Raw genomic sequence first — 12,915 nt, 5'->3', positions numbered from 1 at the left:
GAATAAAACCAGCCAATACAACAATAGAAGGAAAATAAAGCACAAACCTTAAATCATATTCATTTTTATATTTCTCATAAATTTCCCCTAATAGCTTGTATCTGTCACTATGTACGGTACCGAGGAATGCAATACTTGGCTTAACGTTCTTTGCTGTTTTTCTTGTCGCTGTGCTTACAAAATCAGGGGAATAAAACAATGGCAAATGATCCATAAAATCATATTCTCGAGCATCATTATCATCAAAGGTAAACACTCGGTCAAATAAGTTTAGATACTCCTGAATATGAGGGTAATTTTTAATAGAATCCCACGCGTAGTAAATGAATTGAGCACTCTTATATTTATTTTTGAATTTAAGTAGATTTTTTCTATCGAGAGACTCACCTTTAAGCACTATAACATAGTCGTAATCATCTCTTGTTTGAAGCAATATCCTCTCAAAATACGCGTCTGAAATGCGTTTAAGGAAATTATTATCTTTCCAGAGCCTAAGTAAAATTTTAAAAAAGACGTTATTAAATGGCTTTTCATCGAAATAATCAACGGTGGCACCGGCTCGCCTTAATCCATCAGATATTTCGGTTTCATAATTAAAAAAGCGAGGACATAAAAACAGCACTTTCATTTTAAATACTCTTCTTCACAATGGCCGGAATGCCTACAAGTAGCACATTGTCATCACAGGAATGCATTACAACAGCGTTAGCCGCGACAATAACATTGTCACCAATTCGAATACCACCAAGAACCTTAGCCCCAGATGCAATTACTACATTATCACCTAAAACAGGGCGATTAGCGTGATTGAATGGAATATCGATATTTTTCGCACCCAGCGTAACTTGCTGGTATATTGTTGCGTTAACACCAATTTTAGATGCGCCAATAACAATACCCTGCGAGTGTGGTATAAATAAACCACCACCTATTTCGCAGTTTGACGCAATTTCAACCCCAAAAACAATAAAATTTATTAGCGAAAAAATCTTTCCTAAAACAGGGATTCTTTTCTTATAGCAAAAATGACTCATGCGGTATAAAATAACTGGAGTCATTTTCATTCCGATAAAAGCTGAAATTATACCTAAAAGAGAAACTTTTGATTTATTACGCCCACTCAGTTTGTAATATCTCCGTACATCTTCCTTAACTAACTCAAACATTAGGATGACTCCCTGTAAATATTTTAATTCTCACAAGAACAAGAGTTACAATAAAAAGTAAGAAATATGTCTGAATAAAAAATAAATTATAAAAGCCACTAAATATTGCGCACTGCATTGCAATCGCATAAGGAAATAAACTAAAACGATATGACTTTAGCAAATTCTTGTAGGCAATACTGAAAAGCAGAAGTAAGCATGTAACCACAATTAGGGAGCCCGCGATGCCAAGATCGGGCATTAGCTTTTCAAACATTGTTGAAACGTTGGCATTATCATCTACTAATGCCATGGTATCATGGAATCCTAAATCACTATAAATGAGATTTCGGATAACACTGGGGAAAAGATCCTGGAAGCTTGTAAAATCGTATACCGGCACTATATCCGCAAAGTTATAGGCGAGATTTGCAAGACCCGCAGTAACATAGACATAAAACCATGTAAATCCTGAAGGCAGACTCGACAAAAATTGGCCTTGTGGTGACAACAAATATTGATACGGATTTTCTGCGCCCCTGATATCTCCTACTGCTCCAAAAAGTAGAACTATTGTCACAACTGACAATACAGTATAAACAAACATCTTTTTCGTGAATTTTTTATAAATAAAGAATAAAAAGAATATTTCTACGAGACCAGACATCAGAATACCACGTCTGAAGACCAGCATTTCCCAGATGCTCATTAACAGAATTACCAGAAGTATACTTTTCCGTTTTGATAAAAGAAAATGATAATATAGTGACGGAAAAACAAAAAGGAATAGCATATTAACTATCCCATGATATGTTGGTATGCCGAACTCGGTATAGTTATAGCCGCCCCTAAATTGCATAATCATTGGGATCCCACCAGCAACAACCACATCAGGTATTATTGCAAAGCACCAAATGATGAGCCATATTTTAGTCGCCCGCCAAGATGGCATAATATCTTTAAGACGAACATGATTAATACTGCCAGGAGTGATAAATGGAAGTGAAAAAATCAACCCCAGAACAACATTGATTGACAAAAACACCATCATCTCACTTGAGACAGGGCTAATATTAGTCGTCAATCCAAGCGAATATAAGAAAATTGTAAACAACCAAATTGAAGCATATACAAACCCTGGGGACAATAAAAAAATACTCATTCTACATCCTCAGCTGTCGAAGTCTTCCACCTTCAATATATGAAAGTGCCAATACGACTTTATATACAAAATCGGGTATTTTAATCGTTTTTGAATCTAATTTATCACACAAGCAGAGCAGAATTTTTCGTGTCGTTGTTATTGGAAGAATATGTATAGCCTTTATGAGTAGTTTACTAAGGAGTTTTGTATCTTCCAACATCACTTCGTAAGATGAAAAGAGACTGTCCTTCACGCATTCCGGATGTTTTCCTTTCAAAACAGGGAAAGATTTTGACGCATATACAACCATTCTTTCCGAAGCTCTGCGCAAAGTTGGGGTATCACTGTCTTCTGCTCTTGCATCGGGTAAAAAATAAAAGTCATACTTTGCTTTTGAAACTCGGATGCCAAGTTCCTCATCTTCACAGCCGTAATGATAGAAAGTTTCATCAAAACCGCCAATTGTGTCAATTATATCACGCGTCAGGATAATGCCGTCACTTGCGAAGAAACGAGTGCTTATAATTCCTTCAGGCATGTTACGCGCCCCCAAATAACGACTGTCAAAATAGCGGAGGTAATTGCTGGTGTTGAGTCTGGCGGGATCGATTCGTATGTTAATTCTGGCTGCTGTATAGCTCTTATCATGGAAAAACGAAACGATCTTTTTTAATGCGTTAGGTTCAAGCAGATTGTCGATATCAATAAACATTATCAACGAATTTGTCGCGAGAGAAATACCCACGTTACGGGAAATTGCCCTGCCAGAATTTATTTGGTTCCTGTGGAATAAAAAATTTATCTTATCTTTAAACGCTTCCGCATACGAGCCTGCGATTTCTGCAAGTGAAATTGGGCTACAATCGTCAATAAGGATTAATTCGACAAGGTTGTTTGGATAATTAATATTCAGTATAGCATCCATGAAGCGCTTAACTTTCGATGGTTCACAGTAAGCAGGGACCACTATTGAAATCTTATCATTGTACTGCACTAATGCACCTCGTAGAATAAATTATATTAAAGGCGTAGACTACTGCTAAACCGATGACGATGTTACTCACCCCCATATAATGGAAAATGGCAGGAACAATAGCCACTACCAGGCAGAAGGCTATCAACCACTTAATAGCTAATTTTTTTAACTGCTTCATTCTAATTAGAACCATACTGAGCAACTGATCTATAGCTAATATTGGTGTTAACCAGACAAATGTTTTTAAATAACTATATGCGTAAACGAGTTTTGCACCATAAAGGACGTGAATAATCATGTCGGCAAGAATTGTTGTAAACAGTGCGCCAGCACAGGTTACTGAAAGCGTAGCGAAAATACAGAACGGCAATTTTCTTTTTATTGTTGTAATATCAATAAATTTAAATATAAAAATTGGTGCGATTGCCTGAACAAACAGAATACATATTGCATACCAGTTATCGACTAACTGAAGTGCTGCTGCATAGTTCGAATACGTTTCTCCAGAAATTTTTCCTTCGAGATATACTCGATCAAATTTCATGGTGACCTGCTGCATAATCAAACAAAACCATACGGCGACACCAATCTTAAAATACGAAAAAATCTCAGAATCAACCTTCACGAATTTAAATCCTGTAGCTTTTCTGAAAGTATAAAAGATAAAGCCACAAGGTAAAAGTGATTCTATAACCCATGCCACCCAAAGATAATTTATTGGCAATTGATTCCTTACACCAATATAAATGACAATGAGTTTAATTATTGCAGCGAACATCAGCACGAGGCAAGGTAACTTGAGACGAGCCTGGCTTTGGTACCATGTTAAACCTACAATAAAAGTTTCTCGTAATGCAACAGATATGGCCAAACCAATAATGAACTGTCTGGACAGTCCACTGGCAGCAAAGATTCCCCATGCCACCATGCACAATGCAACGAAAACTCCTGCCGCTAGACGCAATAAAATCACGTTGCTCATAGTGGAGTTTATTTTTGATGGTGCATCCAGCAATTTAGGAATAACCACCTCAGCCCCACAGATCCATGTGCCTGTCATGAATATAGCCAGAATAACGAGAGAATATTGCCAGCTACTGAAATCACCAAAATTATAATGATTTATCAATAATCTGTTAATAATAATAATGATAACGAGTTGAGTGATTCTCTCGAGGCTAAGATAAAAAAAGTTCACAAAGACTTTTCTTTTATCTTCATCCGCCACATTTTTTTTAATGGCTGATAAGAAAAAATTAGACATCTGTCATATTCTTTTTAAAGTTATCGATCATTATTTCTATATCAGACAATACATTTTTATAGACATGGCCGAACTCATTTATAGTTCTGGTATTATCCGTAGGAGGGAAATACTCACCTTTGAAACCTTCATGCCATTTGATCGTACAGCCAGTTTTACTTGCAATTAAATCTGCAATATCAGATGCTTTGGTATTTACACCAGAAGCAATGTTATAGATCTGATGTTCATTCTTACGGCTGATGAGGTAAATCATTTCTGCAACATCCGTAACTGAAACATAATCTTTTGCATATGCAGGCGCAACATACATATCAATATGTTTATTCGAAATTGCATTTCTTATTATGCTTGGCAGGAATAACTTACTTTTTAACGCCAAACCGTAAACGTTACTAGGTCTGACAATAATCGTATCTCGGCTGCTTTTAAGGCATAACTCTTCACTTACCAGTTTAGTAAGGTTAAAAAGTCTTCGGTTATCGCTGCTGCATACCGTAAGATTATCATTTTCCGACGCGCTATCTTGTTCCATATATACGCGCGTTGATGAAATATAGATTAATTTCGAGAACTCAGCGCGTTCCAAAATTGATGCCAGCAACTCGGTGTTTGATTTATATACATCAAATGGTGTGTTTGCACAATCACCATTGCCAGCAGCATAGATGACAATGCCCAGATCTCTATCAAAAAGAGTCTCATCATCGCGTGGCGGGACTTCAACTTTTTCCCCCTTAGCCAGAAGGTTTTCCACGATTTCACTACCAATGAAACCACGTCCACCGATCACTGTATAATGTGCTTTCATAACGTTTTCTTATACTCAGCGAGTGTAATTAATTTGATGTCTTTTTCAGAGAGGAGTGGTGATGTTATCGGCCAGTCAATGGCAATATCCGGATCATTCCAGATAATCCCACCTTCATCCTTTGGATCGTAAAAATCAGTACACTTATAGTGGAAATCGGCATAATCGCTTAATACGCAGAATCCATGGGCAAACCCAGGAGGAACGTACAACTGGTTATTCTTCTCGCCTGAAAGAAGTACACCAACATATTGGCCAAACGTATCAGAATCTTGGCGAAGATCCACTGCAACATCATAAACTTCACCGCTGATTACGCTAACTAATTTACCCTGAGGCTTCGTTTTCTGGAAATGCAGTCCACGTAGAACATTTCGACTCGAACGTGAGCGATTATCCTGTACAAAAGTACCTTTAATTCCTGCATCTTCATATTTTTCTTTATGCCAGGCTTCAAGAAAAAAACCGCGAGAATCACCAAAAACCTTAGGCTCAATGATCACACAATCTTTTAAAGGTGTTTGAATTACGTTCATTATAAATCCTTCGGTGGGAAAGAATCTCTTTCCCATCTACTTTGTGAGTTAATTTCAGATTTTGGTACTGACTTAAAATACTTAACTGTTGTTTTCTTTCCAGAGTAAGTCACAGATGTCATCAGTAGGATTAAATGCAGTAGGTGCATTTAGCAATATTTTGCGCACCCGTTCATAATCAAAGTTGCGACATGAGATATCCAATTCTGCAAGAATATTTTTCATTTCACTCCACGGAAGCATGACTTCATTAGCCGTTTTAATTCGTGGATGTTGTGTTATAGAGACGTTATCGCCTATTAAAAGCTCTTCATAAAGCTTCTCACCAGGCCGCAGTCCCGTCGTTTTGATAGCAATATCACCATAAGGATTTTTATCATCACGGACGGAAAGTCCCTGCAAGGCAATCATGCGGTGGGCGAGATCAATAATTTTAACCGGGTCGCCCATATCCAGCACAAAAACATCTCCCCCACTACCCATTGCTCCAGCCTGGATCACAAGCTGCGCTGCTTCAGGAATGGTCATGAAATAACGGGTGATATCAGGGTGCGTTAATGTTACCGGACCACCAGCAGCGATTTGTTTTTCAAATAGGGGGACAACCGAACCGGACGAACCTAACACATTCCCGAACCGGACCATGCTGAAGCAGGTTTTACTCGATTCTGATGCCAGGGCCTGCAGAATCAGCTCCGCCATACGCTTTGTTGCACCCATTGTGTTTGTTGGCCGCACAGCTTTATCTGTAGAGATAAGAACAAAACTTTCGACGCCACAATTTTCGGCAGCTTGAGCGCAGCACAAAGTTCCAAAGATATTGTTACGGACACCGTCAATAACATTGAATTCAACTAGCGGAACATGCTTATAGGCTGCCGCATGGTATATAGTCTCAACGTTAAATGCCTTGATTAGCCTTTCAAGATGTTCCATATCCTGAACGTTACCTAAAATTGGGTAAATCTTAGTATTCAAGGATTGTGTCAGAATTAAATTTCTTAGCTCAGAATCGATAGAATAAAGTGAGTATTCTGATAACTCGAAAAGAATTAGTTGTGAAGGTTTATTTTTGATTATTTGTCGGCATAGTTCAGAACCAATAGACCCTCCTGCGCCAGTGACCATGACCGTTTTATCAAGAATATTCTTTGAGACTAATTCAGGGATCGGTGAAACAGGGTCGCGACCTAACAGATCGGTAATTACTACTTTACGTAAAGCATCGATTCTCGCTTTTCCTTCAACCAAGTCAACCATTCCCGGAATCGAAAGCACCTCACAAGGTAGTCCTTCGAGGGTAGAAATCACCTCATTTTTTCTCGCACGGCTGGCACTTGGCATCGCCAGCAGAATTTTCTTAGCCTCATACTTCTCGATTAGCCATGCCATTTTTTCTGGCGAAAACACACTTACACCATGGATAACCTGCCCCTGTAATGAGCGATTGTCGTCAACAAACGCAACGGGATAGTATTCATCCATCTGACTCAACGCGGGAAGTAACTGTCGTCCTGAAGCTCCGGCCCCATATATGATGACGCGGGTTCCCAATTTTAAGCCACGATTAACTAGCATTCTCATTCCAAGGCGCGAGCCCGCCACAAGCAATACCCCGAACGAGAAATAAATAAAGGGGATGGTTCTTGGAAGATAGAGGTTTGTGTAAAAAGCGGCAATAATCAGGAGTAACGACGAAATTAGCATTCCAAGAGAAACAACAAGCAGTATTTTCGCGGTTATGTAACGTATTACAGCTCTATAAAGTCCAAGTTTTACAAAGATGGCAAGAGTAATTACTATTATTGATGTGAGCAGTAACCAGTGGGATACGCTAGTTAACGGTGTCATAGAATCAATACGAACCCAAAATGCAAACCAAAATGCACACGTTAACAAAACAACATCAATGGAGAGTGTAATAATCCGTTTTATTGGTCTTGGCAAAGAAATTAAATAAGTTAGCATACTAAAAACTAGTCGCCTCGTTAAAGCTTGCTATTAATTTATAAAATAGTACCGGGAGGGCATATGGCATGCTCATCCACTGTTGCACTATATCCACCCACTGTTCCCGCTTGCAGAAAAGCCGATCTCCCAATATTCGCACCACCGGCAAGATGCACGCCAACCCCTAAGTGGGCAAAATCACCAAGAGTCGAATCATGATCCACCGTCGAATGACTATTAACTATCGTACCTGCCCCTAAGGTTGAGTTTGCGCCAATAACTGCACCGGCTAAAACTACGCTCCCGCTCCCCAAGGTAGCGGACGGACTCACAAATGCAAAGGGGTGTACCAGCGTTGTAGGAGTAATACTTAAACTTTGAAGCTGATGGTGGAATACTTCTCTTAGCTTATTATTGCCAATGCCTATAGCAATATGTTTGGCAGTGTCCGCATAGAGATTAAGATCTGATGTTTTCCCAATAACATGAATCTCTGAAGTATTTAAGCACGATTCATTATCATCGAGGAATACAATCTTTTCATATCCCAAAAGTCTAGCAGTTTCGTACAGCGTACGTCCATGCCCTCCAGCTCCTATAATGATCAGATCATTCATTTATGCATTCTCTTTGTCTTTGACTCCAGCCCCACATTTGAAAGCGATAAATATCAATGGTAGCCACGCGATGATGATGCCAACAATTCCATCAATTTTTGCAGAAACGATTAAGTATGCAATTGGGAACAACCACACAATATTTATTGCAATCGCCGCCAATGTTACCGGAACATGGCTCTTATATTTGCGGGCAAGAATTTGATAGCAATGGCTTGCATGTGCTTCATAAACTTTTTTACCAGCCAGTAATCTTCTAAGCAAGGTAGTAGTTGCATCCACAATAAAAATGCCAAGCAGACAAAGTTCAGCGAACAAGACATGTGAATCTAGCTTTGCAAAATAAAGAATCATCAGGCCAATAGTAATACCTAAAAAACCACTTCCAGCATCCCCCATGAAGATCCTTGCCACAGGGAAGTTCCACACAATGAATCCTGCGGCAGCCCCAGCGAGAGCCAGTGCAATCATCGTCATCGCATCAGGAGAACCAGCGTTTTGGCTAAGCGTTATTATAACGACACTGCACAGAGAAAAAGTAATGGCTTGAGAGCTTGCAAGACCATTAATGCCATCCATAAAGTTATATAGATTCAACATCCACACAAGATAGACGCTTCCTATGATTATTCCAAACCATGACAAAGATACGACATAGCCAAATATATCAATATCCGGAAACGTTCCTAAGAAATAGAGACCTATTGCTGCTGCTAAGAAATGCATCAGCAAACGCCAGCGCGCAGCAATGTGTCCATGATCATCGAGAAAACCGATAACCGCAATCAATAAGCCCGGCACGAAGAAGCCTAAAAATGTCTCATAAGAGATATGTTTTGTCAGTACCAACCATAGTAATGCAGCTAATAATGTTAATACTATAGCAACCCCTCCACCGCGCGGCGTCGGCACACTATGTGAGCTTCTTTGGTTTGGCTGATCAATCACATTATTCTTGATGGCGTACAACCTTAAACCCCAGGTCATCGCGCATGAGATAAAGAATGCAAAAACGACAATCCCCAGATACAACATTATTTTTTACCTTCAATAAAATTCTTCGCTGTTTTTACCATCGTTTCCTGCAACGTAACGGGTGGAGTCCATTGAAGCTGTTCCCTTGATTTCGTTGAGTCGACTTCCAGATCGCCATACAGTTGGTCATATATACTTTTTTTCCTCATTGCTGAAAGAAAAATTTTAAGTAATGCCCGAGGGAAATAAACAATCCGCGCTGTCATGCCCATCCCGGTAGAAAATGCCGTAATCATTTCTTCAGTTGAAGGATGCTCCTGGTCAGCCAAAAGATAAAGTTCATTTTTTGACTTTTCATTTGTTGTACATTCGCTTATAAAGCTCACAACATTGTCCAGTGAAACAAGGGCGCGCTTATTTTTTACTGACTTAAAAGGCAGAGGCAGGTTTTTAGACACTAACTTTAATAAGCGTTGAATATTACCCGGAGCATTTGGACCACAGATTAAAGCCGGACGAACGATTGTTATTGCCATATTACTACCTGAAAATGCCTTGAGAAGGCTTTCCTCGGCTTCCAGCTTGGAAATAGCATAATCTGACGTTGGTCTGGCAGGTGTCGATTCACTGAAAGGGATTCCCGATGTGGAATTACCATTTACTCCAATTGAACTGACGAAGATGAAATGTTTTACGCCACAGTTTGCAGCGTCATTAGCTAATTTCATTGTCGCATCATGGTTGACACGACGAAATTCTGTCAGCGCATCTTCAGCATCATCTTTAAGGATATGAGCTCTTCCTGCGGTATGAATGACAGTATCACAACCTTGTAAAAGCGTAGTCCAATTCGTTTGAGCCGAAATATCGCCAAGATTATACATTCCCTGTTCAATATTTTCTTCTCGACGCGTAGTGAAAATTACCTGGTGACCTGCTGATCTTAACGTTTTGACTAAAGCAGTACCGAGAAATCCAGTTCCCCCAGTCACTAAAATTTTCATTGTCGTCCCCTATCAGCTAATTAACCATATAAATATCGAGGCGGACAGCCCTTAACGATTTTGATAATTTTGTACAATCCAGGTCTTATAATTCCCGCTTTTAACGTTTTCTACCCATGTCGTGTTTGCCAAATACCATTCAACTGTTTTACGAATCCCACTTTCAAATGTTTCCGCAGGCTTCCAGCCAAGCTCAAGTCCAATTTTCTCAGCATCAATCGCATAGCGGCGGTCATGGCCCGGACGGTCAGCAACATAGGTAATCTGATCGCGATACGACCCCTCTTTAGGCACAATCTCATCCAGCAGATCGCAAATCGTATGCACCACATCCAGGTTTTGCTTTTCGTTATGTCCACCAATGTTGTACGTCTCCCCCGGTTTCCCTTGGGTGACCACGGTATAGAGTGCACGCGCATGGTCTTCAACATAGAGCCAGTCGCGGATTTGATCGCCCTTGCCGTAAATAGGCAGCGCTTTGCCGTCCAATGCATTCAGGATAACCAGCGGAATCAGTTTTTCCGGGAAATGGTAAGGGCCATAGTTATTTGAACAGTTGGTGACGATGGTCGGGAAACCGTAGGTACGCATCCAGGCACGAACGAGATGATCGCTGGAGGCTTTTGACGCTGAATACGGACTGCTGGGCGCATACGCGGTAGTTTCAGTAAAGAGTGGCAGCTCAGTTGATGCAGGATGCTCATCAGGATGCGGCAAATCTCCATACACTTCGTCGGTAGAGATGTGATGGAAACGAAACGCTTTCTTCGCCTGCTCATCAAGCGTGGACCAGTACGCACGGGCGGCTTCCAGAAGCACATAAGTGCCGACGATATTGGTTTCGATAAACGCTGCCGGGCCCGTAATAGAACGGTCAACGTGGCTTTCAGCAGCCAGATGCATTACCGCATCAGGCTTATGTTTTGCAAAGATCCGAACCATGGCGTCTTTGTCGCAAATATCGGCATGCTCAAAGGCATATCGGTTGCTATCACTAACTTCTGTTAGCGACTCCAGATTTCCGGCATAGGTGAGCTTATCTACATTGACGACATCGTCCTGTGTATTTTTAATAATATGTCGCACAACCGCTGAGCCGATAAAACCAGCCCCGCCCGTCACAAGAATTTTCACGTTATCTGTTCCGTCTAGTGTATATGTCTGGATACTGGGGTTCTGAAACCTGAGTGTTTAATAACGGTTTCAGAAATTGAGCACGCTACCGCCCCTGGCTTAACAGCTACCAGTGCACTGAGCGATGTTTGATTAATGATTTTGCTTGTCTGGTTACAGACAAAAACTGGCGTTAATTGTCGTCCTAAACGACCAGAGAAACAAGCACAAATCGCTACAAAGCTGCTGAGATTTGAATCAGATAACCCTATGTAATCATTAAAATTAATAACAAAAAACGGCAGTTATCATTTTGGTTATGTCTCAACACCAAAAATGATAACTGCCGTTTGTTATGGACGCGGAATGAATATCAGTCGTTAGCCAACAGCTTCTCAATCCGGCTTCTGAACTTCGCCCCTTCCTTCAGGTTGCGCAGCCCATAGTTCACAAACGCCTGCATGTATCCCAGCTTCTTACCGCAGTCGTAGCTGTCACCTGTCATCAGCATTGCGTCAACGGACTGTTTTTTCGCCAGTGCTGCAATTGCATCGGTCAACTGGATACGATCCCAGGCGCCTGGCTCAGTTTTTTCCAGCTCCGCCCAGATATCGGCATTCAGGACATAACGGCCAACCGCCATCAGATCCGAATCCAGCGTCTGCGGCTGATCGGGTTTTTCGATGAACTCAACGATGCGGCTCACCTGCCCTTCCGTCTCCAGCGCTTCTTTTGTCTGGATAACGGAGTACTCGGAAAGATCGCCCTTCATGCGTTTCGCCAGCACCTGGCTACGGCCGGTTTCATTGAAACGAGCCACCATTGCCGCCAGGTTGTAACGCAGCGGATCGGCTGAAGCGGTATCGATGATGATGTCCGGAAGAACAACGATGAATGGGTTATCACCCACTACCGGACGGGCACACAAAATCGAGTGACCCAGACCCAGCGGCTGTGCCTGACGCACGTTCATAATGGTTACGCCTGGCGGACAGATAGACTGCACTTCTGCCAGCAGCTGGCGTTTGACGCGCTGCTCAAGCAGCGCTTCGAGTTCGTAAGAGGTGTCGAAGTGGTTCTCAACCGCATTCTTGGACGAATGGGTAACCAGGACGATTTCTTTGATCCCTGCAGCAACAATCTCGTCGACGATATATTGAATCATCGGTTTGTCGACGATCGGCAGCATCTCTTTAGGGATGGCTTTAGTGGCGGGCAGCATATGCATGCCCAGGCCTGCTACCGGAATGACTGCTTTCAAATTAATCATTATTTCTTCCACCTTAAAATGGTTGACGAATTATAGCTCTTAAACCTGTTTTCGCCAGCATGATTTGCCGTAATCCTCTGACAATGTTACGCCTTAGCCCCACAAATTTC

The 12,915-nt window shown here is 41.2% G+C and carries 12 protein-coding genes and 1 pseudogene; all 13 read right to left on the bottom strand.

Annotation, left to right across the window (positions count from 1 at the left end; all coding sequences use genetic code 11):
* Positions 1-628: pseudogene (locus tag IM294_RS18535) on the bottom strand (hypothetical protein); the annotation flags it as partial.
* 1 nt (position 629) lies between these two features.
* Positions 630-1,166: a serine O-acetyltransferase gene (locus IM294_RS18530; RefSeq protein WP_047367920.1), complete on the bottom strand. Its 537-nt coding sequence runs from the start codon at positions 1,164-1,166 to the stop codon at positions 630-632.
* Positions 1,159-2,307 (bottom strand): O-antigen polymerase, encoded by a 1,149-nt coding sequence (locus IM294_RS18525; protein ID WP_193360377.1) that lies wholly within the window; start codon positions 2,305-2,307, stop codon positions 1,159-1,161. Before IM294_RS18525 ends, IM294_RS18530 begins: the two co-directional genes overlap by 8 nt.
* A 1-nt stretch (position 2,308) precedes the next feature.
* Positions 2,309-3,283, bottom strand: a complete 975-nt coding sequence (locus IM294_RS18520) for a glycosyltransferase family 2 protein (protein WP_185860353.1) — start codon at positions 3,281-3,283, stop codon at positions 2,309-2,311.
* The gene (wzx, locus tag IM294_RS18515; RefSeq protein WP_047367922.1) at positions 3,270-4,529 is read right to left on the bottom strand and encodes an O45 family O-antigen flippase; all 1,260 of its coding nucleotides are present in this window, start codon (positions 4,527-4,529) and stop codon (positions 3,270-3,272) included. Before wzx ends, IM294_RS18520 begins: the two co-directional genes overlap by 14 nt.
* Positions 4,522-5,340 (bottom strand): NAD(P)-dependent oxidoreductase, encoded by an 819-nt coding sequence (locus IM294_RS18510; RefSeq protein WP_047367923.1) that lies wholly within the window; start codon positions 5,338-5,340, stop codon positions 4,522-4,524. The genes wzx and IM294_RS18510 overlap by 8 nt, the downstream gene beginning before the upstream one ends.
* A complete protein-coding gene (rfbC, locus tag IM294_RS18505; protein WP_028013780.1) occupies positions 5,337-5,876 on the bottom strand; it encodes a dTDP-4-dehydrorhamnose 3,5-epimerase in 540 nt (179 codons plus the stop codon). The genes IM294_RS18510 and rfbC overlap by 4 nt, the downstream gene beginning before the upstream one ends.
* Positions 5,877-5,957: 81 nt before the next feature.
* Positions 5,958-7,844, bottom strand: a complete 1,887-nt coding sequence (locus tag IM294_RS18500; protein WP_047367924.1) for a nucleoside-diphosphate sugar epimerase/dehydratase — start codon at positions 7,842-7,844, stop codon at positions 5,958-5,960.
* A gap of 38 nt (positions 7,845-7,882) precedes the next feature.
* Positions 7,883-8,443: a sugar O-acyltransferase gene (locus tag IM294_RS18495; RefSeq protein ID WP_072058741.1), complete on the bottom strand. Its 561-nt coding sequence runs from the start codon at positions 8,441-8,443 to the stop codon at positions 7,883-7,885.
* Positions 8,444-9,478, bottom strand: a complete 1,035-nt coding sequence (locus IM294_RS18490; protein WP_047367925.1) for a glycosyltransferase family 4 protein — start codon at positions 9,476-9,478, stop codon at positions 8,444-8,446.
* On the bottom strand, positions 9,478-10,422 hold the full coding sequence (locus IM294_RS18485) for an NAD-dependent epimerase/dehydratase family protein (protein ID WP_047367926.1): 945 nt from the start codon (positions 10,420-10,422) through the stop codon (positions 9,478-9,480). The genes IM294_RS18490 and IM294_RS18485 overlap by 1 nt, the downstream gene beginning before the upstream one ends.
* A gap of 51 nt (positions 10,423-10,473) precedes the next feature.
* Positions 10,474-11,556, bottom strand: coding sequence for a dTDP-glucose 4,6-dehydratase (gene rfbB, locus IM294_RS18480; protein WP_126818244.1), 1,083 nt, complete (start codon positions 11,554-11,556; stop codon positions 10,474-10,476).
* A gap of 352 nt (positions 11,557-11,908) precedes the next feature.
* A complete protein-coding gene (galF, locus tag IM294_RS18475) occupies positions 11,909-12,805 on the bottom strand; it encodes a GalU regulator GalF (RefSeq protein ID WP_041909139.1) in 897 nt (298 codons plus the stop codon).
* Between the last annotated feature and the right edge of the window lie 110 nt (positions 12,806-12,915).

This window comes from Enterobacter cloacae complex sp. P43RS, from assembly GCF_014930585.1.
Lineage (GTDB): Bacteria > Pseudomonadota > Gammaproteobacteria > Enterobacterales > Enterobacteriaceae > Enterobacter > Enterobacter bugandensis.
Note: the sequence above shows the minus strand (reverse complement) of the source record. Positions and strands in the feature narration are given on the sequence as shown.

Excerpts from the sequence above, each read along its gene's own strand:
- IM294_RS18530 (WP_047367920.1), bottom strand. The coding sequence starts at position 1,166 with ATGTTTGAGTTAGTTAAGGAAGATGTACGGAGATATTACAAACTGAGT.
- IM294_RS18525 (WP_193360377.1), bottom strand. The coding sequence starts at position 2,307 with ATGAGTATTTTTTTATTGTCCCCAGGGTTTGTATATGCTTCAATTTGG.
- wzx (WP_047367922.1), bottom strand. The coding sequence starts at position 4,529 with ATGTCTAATTTTTTCTTATCAGCCATTAAAAAAAATGTGGCGGATGAA.
- IM294_RS18510 (WP_047367923.1), bottom strand. The coding sequence starts at position 5,340 with ATGAAAGCACATTATACAGTGATCGGTGGACGTGGTTTCATTGGTAGT.
- rfbC (WP_028013780.1), bottom strand. The coding sequence starts at position 5,876 with ATGAACGTAATTCAAACACCTTTAAAAGATTGTGTGATCATTGAGCCT.
- IM294_RS18500 (WP_047367924.1), bottom strand. The coding sequence starts at position 7,844 with ATGCTAACTTATTTAATTTCTTTGCCAAGACCAATAAAACGGATTATT.
- IM294_RS18495 (WP_072058741.1), bottom strand. The coding sequence starts at position 8,443 with ATGAATGATCTGATCATTATAGGAGCTGGAGGGCATGGACGTACGCTG.
- IM294_RS18490 (WP_047367925.1), bottom strand. The coding sequence starts at position 9,478 with ATGTTGTATCTGGGGATTGTCGTTTTTGCATTCTTTATCTCATGCGCG.
- IM294_RS18485 (WP_047367926.1), bottom strand. The coding sequence starts at position 10,422 with ATGAAAATTTTAGTGACTGGGGGAACTGGATTTCTCGGTACTGCTTTA.
- galF (WP_041909139.1), bottom strand. The coding sequence starts at position 12,805 with ATGATTAATTTGAAAGCAGTCATTCCGGTAGCAGGCCTGGGCATGCAT.